This is a genomic window from Nonomuraea sp. NPDC049028 (genome assembly GCF_043197735.1).
In the GTDB taxonomy this organism is placed as follows: Bacteria; Actinomycetota; Actinomycetes; order Streptosporangiales; family Streptosporangiaceae; genus Nonomuraea.
Map to the genome: position 1 here is coordinate 268,719 of NZ_JBICTR010000016.1, position 17,494 is coordinate 286,212.

A 17,494-nucleotide genomic window follows, 5' to 3' on the forward strand; every position below is an offset into this window, starting at 1 on the left:
TGCCTGGGTGGGCTCGGCTCTTGGCCTGACATAGACCGGCCAGGGACGGAAGTGATCAGTCACGCGCGTGCCGCCGTGACGGTGCCGTTGGTGCCGTCGAGGGTGATGACGGTGTCGTCGTGGAGCGTGCTCGTCGCGTTCGGGATGCCGAGGACGGCGGGGATGGCGTGCTCACGAGCGACGATCGCGGCGTGGGAGAGCACGCCTCCGGTCTCGGTGATGACACCGGCGGCGACGCGCAGCAGCGGCGTCCAAGCGGGGTCGGTGAAGGGGCAGACGAGGATGTCGCCCGGGCGCACGCGCGCGAAGTCGCCGGGGCCGCGGACGATTCTCGCGGTGCCGGTTACGATCCCGTGGCTGCCTGGCGTTCCGGTGAGCGTGCCGGTTACGGTCCCGTGGTGGCCCAGGGTTCCGGGGGGCGTGGCGGCTGGGGTGTGCGAGGCGCTGGAAGGCGAGGTCGCCGGTGGGGGTGCGGCGGTGACCGGCCGTGCTTGCAGAATCCAGACGCGGCCGTCGACCATCGCCCACTCGATGTCCTGCGGTTCACCGCGTACGGCCGCGATGTCTTTGCCCAGCTCGGCCAGCCGCGTGGCCGTCGCGTCGTCGATCGCCGGCTGGTCCCGGGTACCAGTAGGCACGTCGCTGATGACGAGCCGCGTGCCGTGCCGGTCAAGGCGGGTCTGTTTGTCCGCGACGCTACGGGTGACCGACCCGTCCTCGGCGACGCGGTAGGCGTCGGGGGTGACCGTGCCTCCGACGACGCTGGGTCCGAGCCCCCAGGACGCCTCGATCTGGGTCGCGTCGTCCGGGCCCGCGGGTGTGAACATGACCCCGGACACCTCGGCATCCACATGGCGTTGGACGAGGACGGCCATCACAAGATCGTCGGACGGCTGGCCGTGGCGCCGGTAGCCGATGGCACGTGCGGAGAACAACGAGGCCCAGCAGGCACGTACGGCATCGGCGACCTCACCGGCTCCGCGCACGGCGAGAAAGCTCTCGTACTGACCGGCCGCCGATGCCTGGCCGGTGTCCTCGTCCGCCGCCGACGATCTGACCGCCACGGGCGGATCGCCGAGCTCGTCGAGTGCGCGGCGTAGCGCATCGACCACGGTGGCGTGGACCGGGCGGGACTCAAGCACCTGCCGCGCCACGTCCGGCTCGCCGGCGAACCGCCCGAGGTCCAGGTCGCGGACGGCGGCGAGGTAGGCGGCGTACGAGACGACGAAGCCGTCAGGAACCGGCAGGCCCGCGCGGAGCAACGCGCCGAGCGCGCCGGCCTTACCTCCGCAGGTATCGGCGGCAGCCTCCATGAGGGGTACGATCATCCACCCTTACCTTTCAACAAATGATTGACAACGTTTTGTTGATTGTGCAGGGTAAGTGCATGCCACGCAAGCAGGACATCGCCCACAACATGCAGACCGATCACGTACAGGCCCGCCGCGAGCAGGACGCGCGTGAGCGTCTCCTGGATCTGGGCGCGGATGAGCTCGACGCCCGTCCATGGCGACCCTCGCCCGCCCCGCTGTCGGCGGTCGACCTCGTGCAGTTCGCCGTCTGGCGCAACGCCGACCTGGACCCGGAGGACGTCCTGAGCGCGCTCGCCCTCCTGCCCGCCGCACGCGCCGAGGTCGAAGGACTCGAAGCCGGCCTGCTGTTCACGGCCCGGAGCGCGGGGCTGACCTGGGCACAGATGGCGCAGGCGATGGGGTTCAACTCACCGCAGGCATGCCAGCAGCATTACACCCGCCTGGCAGGACGATCGGACGCCGGCTCATGACACGGGACTCCGCGACCGATCTCCTGGTCCTGCACTCCGTACGCATCACCGGGTTCGCGGACACCCCGGTGATCGCTTATCGGTACGGGCTCGACGCGGCCGAGACGAAAGAGGTGCTGCACGACGCCGAGGCACGTGGGTGGGTCGAGCACACCGCCTTCGCCGGTAGCGGAGGTTGGTCGTTGACCGAAACAGGCCGAGCCGAGAACGAGCGCCTGCTCGCGGCCGAGCTCGCCCGCGTCGGCGGTGCCGACGAGGTCCGTGACGCCTACCGCGAGTTCCTCCCGCTGAACGCCCTCCTGCTACGAGCCTGCACCGACTGGCAGCTCCGGCCCACCGCCGGTGACCGGCTCGCCGCCAACGACCACTCCGATCCCGTCTGGGATGCCCGGATCCTCGACGAGCTCGCCGGCATCGACCGTGCGCTCCTGCCACTCGCGGACCGGCTCCGGGGCGTACTCACCCGGTTCCGCGGATACGACGCACGATTCGGCGCGGCCCTGGCGCGCGCCCGAGCCGGGCAGGGCGCCTGGGTCGACCGCACCGATGTCGACTCCTGCCATCGTGTCTGGTTCGAGCTCCACGAAGACCTCATCGCCACGCTCGGCATCGACCGCCACGCCGAACCCTGACCCCGCGCTCCGCCGCCCCGCATCCGCGATGACCCTCGGGGCGCCGGTCAGGCGCATCACCGGCTTAGGACATGCTGTGGGGCCCAGCGCTACGCGATGGCCTCACGCGCCAGGATGGCCTGCCGACGGTCTGGTTGAGGTGTTACCCGCGGAGTCCGTCCGCGGAGCACTCACCATGGGACGTATGGATCGAGTCTTGGCCATGGACAAGAGGGGGAACGCGCTGACGGCGTTCCTGCCAGCCACACGAGTCCCCGGCATGCCGGACGACGCGCCGATGCCGGCAGCTCTGGTCGTGGTCTGGTACGGCCGGCACCTGCTGCTGGTCTTCGACCGCTTCCGTCAGCAGTGGGAACTACCAGGCGGCCGGATCGACCCTGGCGAGACTCCCCTCCAAGCAGCCGTACGGGAACTGCGCGAGGAGAGCGGCCTGCACCTGCCCACCCTCACCCTCGCGGGATACGCACGCTTCTGGCTGACCACCCCGCCGCACAACGAATACGCCGCCGTCTACACCACCCATGCCGCCACCCGCCACCACGACTTCATCCCCAACCAAGAGATCAGCGCCATCTGCTGGTGGGACACGACCAACCCTCCCCCCAGCAACACCCAGATCATCGACACGACCCTGGCCCAACACACCAAACGAAGGTCGCCGCACGCTGCTCAGAGGCTGCGAAGGACCGAGACCACGATGCCCAGCACCACGGCGCCGTCGCCGTCGATGATGTCGTAGACGGGATTGCGCGGTTCGAGATAGACGTGCCCGTCGCGGCGGCGGTACACCTTGACGGTGGCCTCGCCGTCGATCATCGCGGCGACGATCTGGCCCGAATGCGCCTCGGGCTGCTGCCGTACGACGACGATGTCGCCGTCGCAGATCGCGGCGTCGATCATCGAATCGCCCCGCACCCGCAGGCCGAACACGTTGCCACGCCCGGTGAGGTCACGGGGCAGGGTCAGTGTGTCGTCCATGTACTCGTCGGCCGGGATGGGAGTGCCCGCGGCGATGTCCCCGACCACAGGCACGGTCACCAGGTCCCCTGCCGGTTCCGGCGCCGAGGCCCCCAGGAACAGGCGTACGTCGATCGGCCGGGTCATCGTCGTGCCCCGGTGGAGGAACCCTTTCTCCTCCAAGCTCCTCAAGTGCTTGGACACCGACGAGGACGACCGCAGCCCGACGGCGTGGCCGATCTCGCGGGTGCTCGGAGGGTATCCGTATCTGACCACCCAGTCCCGGATCGTGGCCAGGATCCGTTGCTGGCGCTGCGGCAGCGCCGAAGCGCCCAGGTGCTCGAACGTGTCATGGCCGTCGTAGGTGGTCACGTGCGAAATGTTAAGGGTTTCTCCGCCCCGCAGGCGTGGGCGGCCATCCGCGCGACGATCGGATCGATGGTGGACGAAGTCGCCGTCCGCTCGCCGGAGATGCCGCTGCTTCAATGTGGCTCCCGTTCCTGACCGGTCGCCGGTGCCTCACGGTAGTGTGAACGCCGCTCCTTTTGGCCCGTGCCCACGGAGATCACCCAAGACGGACGCGCACAGGAGGCATGGTGGGCCTGCGACTGGCGGCCGTCACCCTGGTGATGGTGGCATTGACCGGATGTTCGGTCGTCTCGGCTACCGGCCGCGAGCCCGGCCCGACTGATCGCGTCACCTCCCGGCCCAGCCCGAGTGACAGTACCCCGGTGGCGACGCACCCCAAGGGCCGCTGGCGGGTGGTCTACCGGCAGAAGGGGCTGGACTACGGTGCCGACTTCCTGGACATCGCGGCCACGGGCGCGGCCGACGCGTGGGCGGTCGGTGAGCGGACGTTCGGCACCGACGGCCACGAGGCGTTGCTGGTCCACTGGGATGGCAAGCATTGGCGACGGCTGACGAAGGAACTGCCGAAGCAGGCCCGGTACGTCACGCTCACCAAGGTAGACGCATCGGATCCCGGCAACGTGTGGGTGATCGCCGAGGACAAGGAGGGCGGTGAGTCCGGGCTGCTGCGCTTCGACGGGCGGCGCTGGTCGTTCATCCCCGATCCGGTGATCACGTCCGAGGGGGATACCGCGAGTCCGTCAGAGGTGGTCGCGCTGGGTGGGGGGAAGGTGTGGGCGCTCGGTGACGGGTGGGCGCGGCACTTCGACGGGCAGCGCTGGACCAGTCAGGCGATCCCCATCGCGACGTACGCGGCCGTCGCCGTGTCGCCGCAGGACATCTGGGCGGTCGGCGAGGTGGACCCGCTGCCGGACGACGGCTACGTGCAGTCGGAGCCCGCCGTCGCGCGCTTCGACGGCCGCGCCTGGCGACGCGTACCGCTGCCCGCGCCGTCGCTGCCCTCGCCGTCGGAGCCCACGCCGTCGGAGCCCACGTCGTCGCTGCCCTCGCCGTCGCCGTCCGGCTCGGTCGACTCGCGGGTCTTGGCGGTGCTGGCCGTGGCCGCCGACGACGTGTGGGCCGTGGGCGGCTACGAGACGTCGGACGGCGCGTTCCGCCCTCTGTCCTACCGGTGGAACGGCACGGCCTGGCGGGCGGTCGCCATCGACGGCGGACAGTTGACCGGGATCGCCCGCGACAGTGATGGCGTGGTGTGGGTCGCCTCCCGGAAGTCCGTCTCCGAGGACGCGAAAGACGCCTACCGGCTGCTGGCCGAAGCGGGCGGAAGGTGGTCGCGGGTCACACCTCCCGCCCCCGTGACCGCGATGACCGCGCTCCCCGGCGGGAAGCCGTTGTGGGCGATCGGCCGGGACGCGATCACGGAGTATCGCTAGCGCTCGGCTCCTTCGCGCGGCTCAGCGGGGCGGGGCCGGTGAATGGCGTCATGGCCGAGCGCGCGGGTCAGCACGGGTGGGGTCGGTGACCCCGTCCTGGCCGAGCGCGCGGCTCAGCAGCGTGGGCTCGGTGATCGGGGACTCGTGGGTACCGAGGACGGTGCAGGCGTGGGCTCCGGCGGTGGCGCCGAGCCCTACGCGCTGCTCCAGGGGTAGTCCGCGCAGAGTGCCGTACAGGAAGCCAGAGACGAACGCGTCGCCCGCGCCGTTGCTGTCGGCGACCGGACCGGGCAGGGGCGCGGCCGGGAAGGCGCGCAGGGGCGCGTCGCGGGTGAGGACCAGGCAGCCGTCGGCGCCGCGCGTGCAGACGACCGTGTGGGCGCGGCCGCGTTCGATGATGGCGGCCATGGTGGCGGCCGGGTCGGTGAGCGCGGCGGCCGAGAGGAAGACGAGGTCGGAGCGGTAGGCGAAGTCCTGGTGGTAGTCGTCGACGCCGTTCCAGTCGTGCAGGTCCGTGGAGACGGGCATGTCCAGGTCCGGGTACACATGGCGGCAGAAGTCGGTGATCGACACGTGCGCGTGCCGCGCGCGCACGCCCTTGTAGAGGTGGCTCGGGAGCCGCTCGCCGGGCGTGGCCCTGGGGTCGAACAGCGAGGTGCGGCGGCCGTCCGGATCGACCAGCAGGACGCTGCGCCGGGTGCCCGCCCGCGCCGGCGCCCAGATGAAGTCGAGGCCGCGCAGCGCGTGGCGGATCAGCGCGCCCTGCGGGTCGTCACCGATCAGGTCGGCGAACGTGACGTCGAGCCCGAGCGCCGCACAGCCGAGCGCGACACCGGCGCCGGTGTTGCCGATCCGGTCGATCACGGGCGGTACGGAGTAGGTGTCCTCGTACGGGAGGGGCAGCGCGGGCACGTACACGGTGGTGTCGACCCCGGCGCCGCCGAGGACCAGGACATCGCGCATCATCGGCGCTGGAGCGAGTAGAGCGGGCGTGCCCCGGTCATCGGTTCACCAGCGGGCCGGAGCCCGTGGAGCCGCGGACCACCAGCTCGGGCTGGAAGACGAGCTCGACGTGCTTGGCGGGCGCCCCGTTGACCTCTTCGAGCAGGGTCTGCACCGCGGCCGTGGCCATCGCGCCGATCGGCTTGCGTACGGTGGTCAGCGGCGGATCCGTGAACGCGATCAGCGGCGAGTCGTCGAAGCCGACCACCGACACCTCGCCCGGCACGGCCAGCCCCTTCTCGCGGCAGGCGCGGATCGCGCCCAGCGCCATCAGGTCGCTGGCGCACACGATGCCGGTGCAGCCGCGCGACAGGAGCTGCATGGCCGCCGCCTGCCCGCCCTCGACGGAGAACAGCGAGTGCGCGATCAGCTCGTCGACGGCGTTCGTGCCGAGCAGCTGGGCCATGGCCTGCCGGTAACCCTCGATCTTCCTGATCACGGGCACGAACCTGCGCGGCCCCAGCGCCAGCCCGATCCGCTCGTGTCCGAGGTCCACGAGATGCTGTACGGCCAGCCGCGCGGCGAGCCGGTCGTCGGGCGAGATGAACGGCGCGTCGATGTGCTCGCTGTAGCCGTCGACCAGCACGATCGGCAGCCCGCGGTCGGTGAGCCTGGTGTAACGGTCCATCCGCGCGGTGGTGTCGGCGTGCAGCCCCGACACGAACACGATGCCGCTCACCCCGCGGTCGACCAGCAGTTCGGTGAACTCGTCCTCGGGCGCGCCGCCCGGCAGCTGCGTGCAGAGCACGGGCGTGTAGCCGTGCTGGGTCAGCGCTTTCTCGATGGACTGGGCGAACGCCGGGAAGATCGGATTGTCCAGCTCGGGGGTGACCAGGCCGACGAGCCCGTTGCTGCGCTGCCGCAGCCGGGGTGGCCGTTCGTAGCCCATGAGGTCGAGCGCGGTCATCACGGCCTGGCGGGTGGCGACGGAGACGCCGGGCTTGCCGTTGAGCACCCGGCTGACCGTGGCCTCGCTCACCCCGGCCTGGGCGGCGATGTCGGCGAGGCGCGCGTGACCGGTCATGCGCGCCACTGTACTTTCCACCGGGCCGCCGGATGTGACGCGCGCGGGACGTCGGGGGCGGCGAAGCCGCGCCTGTACACGGAGTACGTCACAGCCTCGCGCCACCCCTGATCATGCTCCGCAGCCCCTAAGACGGTCCCGACAATGAAAGCTCTTGCCGCAATTTCCCGCAAGCCCTTCCAAGTCACGATTTTTCCGGATGTTTCCGCCATCGGATGCCCAAAACCCCTAGCCGAAACCCGATTGGGCAGAGATCTTTTATGACAAGGGTGGACATGTGGCGTTAAGGCGCGATGTACTACCCCTTCAATCAGCCCCGTCACAGGTGACACGTGCGCAAGGTGTTGGGCCCATGAGCTCGGTCGTTCTCGACAAAGTGACCAAGGTGTACCCGGGTAGCTACCTGGCGGTAGACCGACTGAGCCTGAAGGCCGAAAATGGCGAGTTCCTCGTTCTGCTCGGCCCCTCCGGCTGTGGCAAGTCCACGCTGCTGCGGATGATCGCGGGCCTCGAGGAGATCACCGAGGGGGATCTCTGGCTGGACGGCCAGCTGGCCAACAACCTGGCGCCGCGTGACCGCGACGTCGCCATGGTGTTCCAGAACGGCGCCCTCTACCCGCACAGGACCGTACGCGGCAACATCGCCTTCCCCCTGGAGATCGCCAAGTCGGACCCGGCACAGGTACGCGAGCGCGTCACCGAGTTGTCCAAGGCGCTGCACATCGACGACACGCTGGAACGCCGCCCGGGCACCTTATCCGGCGGCCAGCGTCAGCGCGTCGCGATGGGACGGGCGATCGTCCGCCAGCCCAAGCTGTTCCTCATGGACGAGCCGCTGTCCAACCTCGACGCCGGCATGCGCACCGAGCTGCGCATGGAGATCTCCGCCCTGGTCAGGTCGCTGAACGTCACCACCATCTACGTGACACACGACCAGGTCGAGGCGCTCACGCTGGCCGACCGGATCGCCATACTCAACCGCGGCGTCCTGCAGGACGTCGGCACTCCGGCGCAGATCTACAACGACCCGGCGACGGCGTTCGTGGCGGCCTTTCTCAACTCCCAGCAGCTGAACCTCCTGGCCGCGACCGTCCGGACGCCGCAGAACCAGTACGTCATGCTCGACTTCGGCCCGCACCGGCTGACGCTCCCGTGGAGCGATCCCCGCGCCTACGCCATCTCCCAGCACACCGGCGGCCAGGTGCTGGTCGGCCTGCGCCCCGACGGCCTGGCGCCCGTGCCCGAGTCGTACGAGGGGCCGTCGTTCTTCGGCCGGGTGCGCGCGCTGGAGTACCACGGCCACGAGTGGCTGGCCTACATCGAGTGCGGCGTCCCGGCCGTACCGGTGCCCGAGCCGCCGGACCGGCGTGCCCAGGTCAACGGTCGCAAGGACCGCTCCGCCGGACTCGGCGGGCTGGTCCGCCGGATGTTCTCCCAACCCGAGGAGCGGGAGGAACAGGAAAAAGTCGGACAGAACGTCGGCAGCGGCATCCACCGCCGCTCGGACATCATCGTCCGCCTGGGCGGGCGCCCGGTCTGGCGCGCCGGCGAGCCCGCCAAGGTGGCCATCGATCAGGCCCGCCTGATGATCTTCACCCCGGACGGCGCGCGCATCGATCCACCCCGCCGCTGACCGGGTCCGTCCGCGCGCGAGTTCGTACACACTGCCACACCCCGTGCCCCGGTGCGGCGCCCTCCCTTACTACGACCCCATCCTGTGGTCCCATGCAGCACCGCGCGGCACTCTCCCCTACTACGACCCCCTCTTGTACGGCAAGCATGGGCCGGCCCCAAACACCGTACGTGGCGAAGGGCCTCCAGGGAGACGGCCTCTGATCCCGCACGCGGCTGGGCGCCGATACGACCCGCAGTTGACCAATCGGACCGTGGTCCGCACTTCCCATAATCGGACCACGGCCCGAAAGGGGATAATCACGAGCCGTTTGCTGCACATTTCCGCCTCCCCCAGAGGAGCGGGGTCGATCTCGATCGCCATCGCCTCGACCTTTGCCGAGGAGCACCGAGGGTCACTGGTGCGCAAGGTCGTCAGTAGGGCAGACATTGCCTGATGCGGCACTACCCTCGCCGGGTAGACAGCGAGGCCCTCACCGCCGAAGCCGGCGAGGGCCTCATTGAAGAAGCCTGCGCCAGGGGCGGCCTGGGAGGCTCAGAGGTGCCAGGGCGCGTCGTTGGGGGCGATGCGCCACAGGCGGTCGGCGCTGGGGTAGGCGGTGTCCAGGTGCAGGGTGTCCCAGCTGCCGTCGTTGTACCGGTTCAGCGTCATGGCCAGGTTCTTGTTGACCTTCGGCCGCCATACCCACCAGCCGGTGTACTTGCCGTCGACCTTCTCGCCCGCCAGGATCCACTTTTGCAGGTCTGAGCCGTCGCAGGTCTTGACCACGATGGTGGTGCCGCGCAGCGGGGTGGCGGCCGCGGGCTGCAGGCACTTGTTGGCGGCCTGGTTCTTCAGCACGGTGGTGTAGGTGTTCGCCTCGTCGGCCTGCCAGGTGGAGTGCCCCTCCCACACCTCGGTGTGGTACTTCCACGCCGGGTCGCGCAGGGTGATGGCGGTCGCCCCCTCGGCGGTGCTGTCGCCGTACAGGGCCAGCCGGCCTCCGCTGGTCTTGTTGATCAGGTCTTGGTCGCGGACCGGCGCGGCTGGGGCCGGCGCACCGCCGATCCCGTCGGCATAGGCGGCAGACGTGGTGATCGCGGCGCTGGCGGTGATGGCCGAGGCCAGCACGAGAGCGGCGGTTTTGCGCATGTAGGCGTGCCTCCCGTGGGAAAGGGACGGCCCGCTCCTTGTGGTGGCGGGCCACAACCGAAACGCTACTAAGGGTAATTGATAGTTACTTAGAGTAGCAATATCTCCATGGGCGAGTCTCGACGATGTCCTCATGGACGAGAAGTGGGAGACGATGACCGCGATCTGGTTCACGCAGGGGACGGTCTCGCTCTTCACCATCTAATGCCGCATCAAGCCGCGTTCGCCCTGTTGATGATTCGGCGTAGTCGGGGTTGTCAGTGCTGCGGTTCGTTGCGGTTACGCCAGGCGATGTAACGGCGGATCATGCTGCCCGCTGCTACGGCACTAGCCAGTAAGGTTGCCGAACAATGTCCACATTTTCTCCACGTCGGCGACGGACAAGGATCACCATCGCCGTAGCCCTGGCTACCGTCCTCGGCCTGAGCGCTGCCGTCTACCTGTCGGTGCGCACCGAAGGCTCGCCCCAGCAGACGGTGACCGCGTTTCTGACGGCCTGGCAACGCGGGGACCTGCACGCCATGAAAGCCCAGGTGCTGGAACCGCCTCGCGACTTCGACAGCATCTATGACGCCTTCGCCAGGGGCTCCCAGGCCAAGAAGATCACCATCCGGGAGACCCGCGTCCGTCCCGAGTCCAACCGGAATTTCGGGCAGGCCGCCACCTATGACGCCATGTTCTCCGTCACTCTCGACGGGCCGGTCCCCTACTCCTACGACGGGCACCTCGAGGTCATCGATTTCGACCGCGCGTGGAAAGTCAACTGGACCCCGACGGCGGTCCACCCCGACCTGCAGGAGGTCGGATCCAGCGAGATACGGCAGGTCCGCGTCGTCCCCCAACCCGATGGTTCCTCCCGCCTGGTCCTGCTAGAAACGCGAACCGAGGGAGAACAGGCAGGATCCCTCTTCGCCGACGAAGGCCTCAAACTGGTCGCGACTCTGGCCGACTCGGCCCAACCCGGGGTCACCGGCTAGCGGCGTCGGCGCTTTCTCGCAGATCGGCCGGCGGGCACGGGGGAAGGACATCCGCGCCTGGATCACCTCCTGGAACGAGGCCCCCAAGCCCTTTGTCCAGGAAATCCTCGATGCCCTCGCCTCATAGTGTCGGCGAATCACCGACCCACGACGCTAGAAGACCACTGAAATCAGGTGATTCGGCTCCGCTGTTTGCGCGGTGGGAATCGGGGCGCGCTTGGGTCTGGGGCAGGCGGTAGGAGTCGGTGCCGCTCTCTATGGGGTTGCCGCCACGGCCACTTCAACCAGCCGGCCTGGCGAAGCGTGTTCGGGAAGGCGGTCCGAGCGTAGCGAGGCCCTTCAGGGGGCGGGCGTCAGCCCGCCTGGGAGGACGTCCGGAGCGAAGCGGAGGGCCTTTGTGGGGGGGCGGGTATCAGATGGCCAACCACCGAAATCGGGCGGGGAGAAAGAACGCCCGGAGCGAAGTGGAGGCCCTTTTTGGGCGGGCCGTGAAGACGGTCAGTGGTGGCCCAGCTCGGCGGACAGGCGGTCGGTGGTCCGCAGGAGGGCGGCGGCGCAGGCGTCGGCTTCGGCCATGAAGCGGTCGGCCGGGCCGCACACGCTGATGACCGCCGCCGGCCGGCCGTGGTGGTCGAGGATGGGGGCCGCCACGGAGGCCGCGCCGCTCTGCCGTTCTGCGATCGACATCGCGTAGCCGCGGCGGCGGATGAGCGTCAGGTCGCTGCGCAGGCGGTCGGGATCCGTGACGGTGGCGGGCGTCATGCTCTCCAGGGAGCGGGCGAGATAGCGGTCGATATCCGCTTCTGGGAGGAACGCCAGGAACGCCTTGGACGACCCGCCCGCGTGCAGCGGATACGGCACGCCCAGCGAGACCGACATGATCACCTCCCGCTCGGGTGTCGCCTGGTCGATGTAGACGCGGGTGTCGCCGGTCCTGATCGACAAAGTGGCGGTCTCGCCGGTCAGCCTCGACAGGGCGGGCAGTTCGGGCGCGGCCAGCCGCCGTACGTCGATGCGGTCGAGGTAGGCCAGGCCGAGCCGCATCGCCGTCAGCCCCAGCGAATAGCGCCTGCTCTCCTCGTCGAGCACGACCAGCCCCCGGCTCCTGAACGAGGCCAGCACCCGATGCACCGCCGCCTTCGACATGCCCAGGCTCTCGGCGAGCTCGGTGACGCCGAGTGTGTCCGTGCCCGCCTCGGCGAACCGGACGAGGATGTCGGCGGCCCGTTCGACGGTGGCGGCGGTCTGGCTGGGCATGGTGGGCCTTCCCCGGTGAATCATGTGTACTGTCGGGAACAGCATTCCTACTATTGGAACACAAGGAGCCACCGGATATGTCGTCGTTGTGGAAGGCCCTGGAGGGCTCGCGCGTGCTGGACCTGGCGCAGCCGATGCGCAAGGGCATGCCGCAGTCCCCCAACCACCCGCCGTTCCGGATGGCGCTGGAACGCCGGCACGGCGACCTGGTCAGGACCGACGGCGGCTCGGCCGCCAACGAGATCATCGTCACGGGCGGCCACGTCGGCACGCACGTCGACGCGCTGGCGCACGTCTCCCAGGAGGGCCTGCTGTACGGCGGGCGGCCGGCGGGCGAGGTGATGTCGCACGAGGGGTTCAGCGCCATGGGCATCGACGGGTTCGAGCCGTACGTGGGCCGGTGCGTGCTGCTCGACGTGGCCGCCGTGCACGGGGTGACCACGCTGCCCGCCGGCTACGAGGTCACCGCCGACGATCTGGAGCGGGCCGCCGGAGACCTGGAGATCCGCGCGGGCGACGCCGTACTGGTCGGGACCGGCTGGTCACGGCTGTGGGAGTCGGGGGACGACTTCGTCGGTCAGCGGAACGGCGTTCCGGGTCCGGGCGCCGATGCCGGCCGCTGGCTGGCCGCGCGGCGACCGCGCGTGGTGGGCGGCGAGACCATCGCCTTCGAGCACATCGCGGCGGGCCGCGGGCATGCCACGCTCCCCGTGCACCGGATCATGCTGGTGGAGTCGGGCATCAACATCGTGGAGACGATGCGGCTGGCCGAACTGCTCGACTCTGGAGTCCGCGAGTTCCTGCTGGTGCTGAACCCGCTGCCGATCGTCGGCGCCACGGGAGCCCCGGTTCGCCCGCTCGCCGTCATCGCCTGATCGGGGAGCGGAGATGACCACTCATGTTCAGCGGCTCGCGGAATTCGCCATGGAATGCCGTGATCGCGGCATCCCGGCCGAGGTGCGGGACGACGTGACGGGCCGGGTGCTCGACGTGCTCGGCAACTGCCTGGCCGCCTACGCGGAGCCGGCGGGTGACGCGGCCCCGGCCGTGCTGCGGGCCGTACGACGGTGGCAGGGGGCCGGGGAGTCGACCGCGATCGGGAGCGGCGACCGGCTGCCCGCGCCGTCGGCGGCGCTGGTCAACGGCACGCTGGCGCACGCGCTCGACTACGACGACACGCATCTGCCGTCCGTGCTGCATCCGAGCGCTCCCGTGGTGCCCGCCGCGCTGGCCGCCGCGGAGGCCACGGGCGCGTCCGGCGAGCGGCTGATCGCGGCCGTCGCGGCAGGCGTCGAGGTGTGCAACCGGCTCGGCATGGCCTCCTACCTGCCGGAGGCCGGCAACTCGCTGTTCTTCGAGAAGGGCCAGCACGCCACGTCGATCTGCGGCACGCTCGGCGCGGCGGTCGCGGCCGGGCTGCTGTACGACCTGGACGCCGCCGGCATCGCGCACGCCGTCGGGGTGGCGGCCAGCATGGGCGCCGGCGTCCTCGAGGCCAACCGCACGGGCGGCACGATCAAGCGGGTGCACTGCGGCTGGGCGGCCCACTCGGGCGTCACGGCGGCCGTGCTCGCGCTGGAGGGGCTGACGGGGCCGCCCACGGTGCTGGAAGGCCGGTTCGGCTTCTTCCAGGCGTGGCTGGACGGCCGGTTCGACGCCGAGGCGCTACTGTCGGGGCTGGGCGAGCGGTGGGAACTCCTGCGTACGGTCTACAAGCCGTATCCGACGAACCACTTCACCCATCCGGCCATCGACTGCGCCCTCGCCCTGCGCGCCGGCGGCCTGTCCCCCGCCGACATCGAGGAGGTCGAACTGGGGGTCGCGGCTCCGGTGCTGCGTACCATCGCCGAGCCCCGGGCCGACAAGGTCAGGCCGGAGTCGCCGTACCACGCGAAGTTCTCGGGACCGTACACGGTCGCGGCGGCGCTGCACGGCGGCGGCGGGCTGGGGCTGTCACTGGACGACTTCGCCGCCCTCGATCCCGCACGGCTGGCGCTGGCCGAGCGGGTGCGCTGCGTGGCGGACGAGCGGGCGACGGAGATCTTCCCGCACGCGTTCGCGGCCGTGCTGCGGGTACGGCTGCGTGACGGCTCGCTGCTGGAGCATCGGGTCGACTCCTCCCGTGGCGGTCCGGAACATCCGCTGACGGCGGAGGAGCTCGCGGTGAAGTTCCGCACGAACGCGGGGCGGGCGCTCGACCCGGACCGCGTGGCGGCTCTCGTCGCGGCGGGCCGCGACCTGCCCGAGGCCCCTACTGTGGCACCGCTCCTCCGGCTGACGACCGCCTGAGCCACCGCGCCGGCTCGACGAACCGCTAGGGAGCCGCTCGGGCGGCTACATCGACCGTGCGCCGGGAGTCCGCTCCGCCGCCTCCGAGCGCTCCGCTGTCTCCACCCGGTCGGCCATCTCAGAGCTGTCCACCGCCTCCGGAAGGCCTGTCTCCAGGCGGCCCGCCTCTGAGCGGTCGGCCTCTGAGCGGTCCGCCTCTGAGCGGTCCGCCGTGGCAGCGAACGCCGCCTCCGGGATCTCCGCCTCCGGGGACGGCGGCGGCATGACCTTGCGGACCTCGTCGAGCGGCGGCAGCTGGGCGGGCGCCTCCCGCCGGAGCGACTCCAGCGGAGCCGTCTCCTCGCGAGTGGGCGTCTCGCGAATGGCCTCCTCCCGGGAGGTCGCGGCCGCGGCAGATGCGTCCGCCGACGCGTCGACCGGCGCGGGGTCGCGCCCCATGCGGTCGAAGAAGCGCAGCAGCTCGACCGGCAGCGGCATGATCAGCGTGGTCGTCTTCTCCGCCGCCACCTCGACCACCGTCTGCAGCAGGCGCAGCTGCAACGCCGCCGGCGTCTCGGACATGATGGCGGAGGCGTCGGCCAGCTTCTGGGCGGCCCGGAACTCCCCGTCGGCGGTGATGACCCGGGCCCGGCGCTCGCGTTCGGCCTCCGCCTGCCGCGACATCGAGCGCTTCATCGACTCGGGCAGCTGCACGTCCTTGATCTCGACCCGGTCGATGTGGATGCCCCAGCCGAGCGCCGGGCTGTCGATCATGAGGGCGAGGCCCCTGTGCAGCTCTTCGCGGTTGGACAGCAGGTCGTCGAGCTCACTCTTGCCGATGATCGAGCGCAGGGAGGTCTGCGCCACCTGTTCGACCGCGAACAGGTAGTCCTGGACCTCGATGGCCGCCCGCAGCGGGTCCTGGACCCGGAAGTAGACGACCGCGTCGACCCGGACCGAGACGTTGTCGCGGGTGATGCCCTCCTGGGTGGGGATCGGCATGGTGACGATCTGCACGTTGATCTTCTTCATCTTGTCCACAAAGGGGATGAGGAAGCTCAGCCCCGGCTGCCGCACCTGTTTCTGAGCCCGGCCGAAGCGGAAGACGATGCCCCGTTCGACCTGGTTGACGACCCTGATGAAGCTGAAGGCGGACCAGAGCAGGATGACGGCGAGGACGGAGAAGAGAATGCTGGTGACCATGGTGGTGTCCCTTCCGCTCCGAGAGTAGGCCGGTTACCGCGAGATGGTCCACCGCGGTCCGTCAGGGGTGTCCTCGACGAGCACGCCGCCGCTGAGCATCGCCGCCCGCAGCGCGTCGGCGACCTCGTAGCGGCCCTGCCTGCGCAGGTCGTTGCGGAACGCCAGGAGGGCCTCGACGAGGGCACGCAGATCGGCGGTGGTGGCCACCTCGGCGAGCCGAGCGATCAGCAGCCGCATGAGCTCTCTTGCCTCGTCGACGCCGCCCGCGTCCTCCTCGGTGTCGGCCGCCCACTTGACCAGCTCGGCCTCCATGTCGAGGACGGCGCGGGCCGCGGCGACCAGGTCGGGCGCCGCCGCCGCGAGCTGGAAGCGCCGCTCGCAGGAGCGTACGGTCTCCTCCAGCGTGATCTGGGCCGGCGCCGAGACGGCGGCGGGCCGGGGCGATGGCGCGGCGGCGACGCGACCGCCTTCGGCCAGGCGGCGGACCTCCTCCAGACCGATGTGGGTGCCCGCGGGCAGGACCGCCTGCGAGCCGGGACGACGTACGGTCAGCCCGCCACGGCCCGCCACCTCGACGGTCTCGGCGTCGAGGTCGATGACGACCGCGGTGTGCTCGTCGATGCCGAGAACGGCCGTGCCCGGCGGCAGCTCCCGCTCCATCCGAGACAGCCGCCGCTCACCCAGGTAGCAGTAGCGGGTGTCGTGGGTGCCGCCTTCGGCGTTGTCGAAGTGCGGGATCAGCACCGCCCGCAGGTCGAGCGCCGCCAGCAGGTCGAGGCCCTCGCGCCAGTGCGGCTCGGCGCCCACCTTGTAGATCTCATAGACCGGCACCGTCGCGAGCCCGGCCGTGCAGGCGGCGGCCGAGGCCAGCACGGTCACGCCCTGGCGGGCGCGGACACGGGCCCGCAGGTCGCCCGCCGTGGGCGCGGCCGTCCACTGATCGAGGGCGTAGGTGGGGCTGCCGGGACCGGAGAACACCCAGTCGGCTCCGGCCGCCCCGGTCGCCACCTCGACCTCAAGGCCGACACTCCGGGCGAAGTAGCGGCGGGCACGGGCGGAGATATCGGCCGCGTTCTCCTGGAAGGCGTAAGGGGTGTCGAGCAGCACGGCCCGCGCGCCCGGCCGCAGCCGCCGCGCGGCGGAGCGGTGGACCTCCACCATGGTCGGGCTCGTCTCGCCCGACCCCATGAGCACCAGCAACCCGGGCATGGCTGTCCGCCTCTCTCTGCGCGCCTCCCCACCTACGGCCTTCTGCGAATAGATCGCTTCTGCATACAACTGGCAGTAGATTGTCGGGGGTGACGGGAAGACACATCGTCTCGGTCGAGACGCTCATGCTACGGGCGAGCACTGACAGTGAGTGGGCGTACCGGCACGCCACCGCCGTGCCCGCCCCCGGAGAGACGCCCGACCAGACCGCGCGCCGGGTCAGCGGGATCCCGGCCGACGCGCCGTCCACCGTCGTGCACTCCACGAGCTGGCGCCGCCGTCCCGAGGGCGAGATCGTGCTCACGTACGCCGTCTGCCCGGACCCGGAGCCCTGGCTGCCCGCGATCGACCTGCCCGTGCTGGAGATCGTCGCCGGTGACGCACCCGCCACGCCCGCGCCCGGCCGCGTCGAGGTGGCCAATGTGGTGGCCCACGCCATCCGGCACCTGGCGTTCCTGACAGCCGAGGATCCCGTCGTACGGCAGGCATTGGCCCACCACCCGGAGATCGTCTCAGCCCTGGACCAGCCCCGGCGGTGCGTCCCGACTCTCTAAGCACCAGCCGGTCGTCGCCGTCCGCCCCCGACGAGGTTGTCCCTCCACGGGACCCCAGCCAC

General features: G+C 70.4%; 17 protein-coding genes. 9 read left to right on the top strand and 8 right to left on the bottom strand.

Annotated elements, in window-relative coordinates; genetic code table 11:
* Positions 1 to 59 precede the first annotated feature (59 nt).
* A complete protein-coding gene (locus tag ACGFJ2_RS50655; protein WP_393480985.1) occupies positions 60 to 1,328 on the bottom strand; it encodes a PEP/pyruvate-binding domain-containing protein in 1,269 nt (422 codons plus the stop codon).
* Between the two features lie 59 nt (positions 1,329 to 1,387).
* On the opposite strand from ACGFJ2_RS50655, the gene ACGFJ2_RS50660 reads away from it, so the two are divergent.
* The 3 genes from ACGFJ2_RS50660 to ACGFJ2_RS50670 all read left to right on the top strand — a co-directional run bounded on the left by ACGFJ2_RS50660 (position 1,388) and on the right by ACGFJ2_RS50670 (position 3,154).
* On the top strand, positions 1,388 to 1,783 hold the full coding sequence (locus ACGFJ2_RS50660; protein ID WP_358184715.1) for a DNA-binding protein: 396 nt from the start codon (positions 1,388 to 1,390) through the stop codon (positions 1,781 to 1,783).
* On the top strand, positions 1,780 to 2,415 hold the full coding sequence (locus tag ACGFJ2_RS50665) for a transcriptional regulator (RefSeq protein WP_357952620.1): 636 nt from the start codon (positions 1,780 to 1,782) through the stop codon (positions 2,413 to 2,415). The genes ACGFJ2_RS50660 and ACGFJ2_RS50665 overlap by 4 nt, the downstream gene beginning before the upstream one ends.
* A 184-nt stretch (positions 2,416 to 2,599) precedes the next feature.
* A complete protein-coding gene (locus tag ACGFJ2_RS50670; RefSeq protein WP_393480988.1) occupies positions 2,600 to 3,154 on the top strand; it encodes an NUDIX hydrolase in 555 nt (184 codons plus the stop codon).
* Here the strand turns inward: ACGFJ2_RS50670 and lexA are convergent.
* Positions 3,085 to 3,744 (bottom strand): transcriptional repressor LexA, encoded by a 660-nt coding sequence (lexA, locus tag ACGFJ2_RS50675; RefSeq protein ID WP_357952618.1) that lies wholly within the window; start codon positions 3,742 to 3,744, stop codon positions 3,085 to 3,087. The two genes, ACGFJ2_RS50670 and lexA, sit on opposite strands and share 70 nt — an antisense overlap.
* 221 nt (positions 3,745 to 3,965) lie before the next feature.
* Here lexA and ACGFJ2_RS50680 point away from each other — a divergent pair, with 221 nt between their 5' ends.
* Positions 3,966 to 5,174, top strand: coding sequence for a hypothetical protein (locus ACGFJ2_RS50680; protein WP_357952617.1), 1,209 nt, complete (start codon positions 3,966 to 3,968; stop codon positions 5,172 to 5,174).
* 48 nt (positions 5,175 to 5,222) lie between these two features.
* On the opposite strand, the gene ACGFJ2_RS50685 is transcribed toward ACGFJ2_RS50680, so the two are convergent.
* Together ACGFJ2_RS50685 and ACGFJ2_RS50690 are read right to left on the bottom strand one after the other, a co-directional pair.
* Positions 5,223 to 6,140, bottom strand: coding sequence for a PfkB family carbohydrate kinase (locus ACGFJ2_RS50685; protein ID WP_393480991.1), 918 nt, complete (start codon positions 6,138 to 6,140; stop codon positions 5,223 to 5,225).
* 34 nt (positions 6,141 to 6,174) lie between these two features.
* Positions 6,175 to 7,200, bottom strand: coding sequence for a LacI family DNA-binding transcriptional regulator (locus ACGFJ2_RS50690; protein WP_357952615.1), 1,026 nt, complete (start codon positions 7,198 to 7,200; stop codon positions 6,175 to 6,177).
* Positions 7,201 to 7,552: 352 nt separating this feature from the next.
* Between ACGFJ2_RS50690 and ACGFJ2_RS50695 the strand changes: the two genes are divergently transcribed.
* Positions 7,553 to 8,833 (top strand): ABC transporter ATP-binding protein, encoded by a 1,281-nt coding sequence (locus ACGFJ2_RS50695; RefSeq protein ID WP_393480995.1) that lies wholly within the window; start codon positions 7,553 to 7,555, stop codon positions 8,831 to 8,833.
* A 534-nt stretch (positions 8,834 to 9,367) separates the two neighbouring features.
* On the opposite strand, the gene ACGFJ2_RS50700 is transcribed toward ACGFJ2_RS50695, so the two are convergent.
* The gene (locus ACGFJ2_RS50700; RefSeq protein WP_393480997.1) at positions 9,368 to 9,964 is read right to left on the bottom strand and encodes an RICIN domain-containing protein; all 597 of its coding nucleotides are present in this window, start codon (positions 9,962 to 9,964) and stop codon (positions 9,368 to 9,370) included.
* 350 nt (positions 9,965 to 10,314) lie between these two features.
* On the opposite strand from ACGFJ2_RS50700, the gene ACGFJ2_RS50705 reads away from it, so the two are divergent.
* Positions 10,315 to 10,941: an NTF2-like N-terminal transpeptidase domain-containing protein gene (locus ACGFJ2_RS50705; RefSeq protein ID WP_393481000.1), complete on the top strand. Its 627-nt coding sequence runs from the start codon at positions 10,315 to 10,317 to the stop codon at positions 10,939 to 10,941.
* A gap of 498 nt (positions 10,942 to 11,439) precedes the next feature.
* Here ACGFJ2_RS50705 and ACGFJ2_RS50710 read toward each other — a convergent pair whose 3' ends face one another.
* Positions 11,440 to 12,198, bottom strand: a complete 759-nt coding sequence (locus tag ACGFJ2_RS50710; RefSeq protein ID WP_393481002.1) for an IclR family transcriptional regulator — start codon at positions 12,196 to 12,198, stop codon at positions 11,440 to 11,442.
* Positions 12,199 to 12,275: 77 nt separating this feature from the next.
* Between ACGFJ2_RS50710 and ACGFJ2_RS50715 the strand changes: the two genes are divergently transcribed.
* Entirely contained in the window at positions 12,276 to 13,073 is a 798-nt protein-coding gene (locus tag ACGFJ2_RS50715) for a cyclase family protein (protein WP_358184733.1), read from the top strand.
* Between the two features lie 13 nt (positions 13,074 to 13,086).
* Entirely contained in the window at positions 13,087 to 14,487 is a 1,401-nt protein-coding gene (locus ACGFJ2_RS50720) for an MmgE/PrpD family protein (RefSeq protein ID WP_393481008.1), read from the top strand.
* A 45-nt stretch (positions 14,488 to 14,532) separates the two neighbouring features.
* Here the strand turns inward: ACGFJ2_RS50720 and ACGFJ2_RS50725 are convergent, their stop codons facing one another.
* Both ACGFJ2_RS50725 and ACGFJ2_RS50730 read right to left on the bottom strand, forming a co-directional pair.
* On the bottom strand, positions 14,533 to 15,669 hold the full coding sequence (locus ACGFJ2_RS50725; RefSeq protein WP_393481010.1) for an SPFH domain-containing protein: 1,137 nt from the start codon (positions 15,667 to 15,669) through the stop codon (positions 14,533 to 14,535).
* 33 nt (positions 15,670 to 15,702) lie between these two features.
* Positions 15,703 to 16,878 carry a hypothetical protein gene (locus tag ACGFJ2_RS50730; protein ID WP_393481013.1) on the bottom strand — a complete coding sequence of 392 codons (1,176 nt, stop codon included), beginning with the start codon at positions 16,876 to 16,878 and terminating at the stop codon, positions 15,703 to 15,705.
* A gap of 89 nt (positions 16,879 to 16,967) precedes the next feature.
* Between ACGFJ2_RS50730 and ACGFJ2_RS50735 the strand changes: the two genes are divergently transcribed.
* A complete protein-coding gene (locus tag ACGFJ2_RS50735) occupies positions 16,968 to 17,432 on the top strand; it encodes a hypothetical protein (RefSeq protein ID WP_393481015.1) in 465 nt (154 codons plus the stop codon).
* Positions 17,433 to 17,494: the final 62 nt, after the last annotated feature.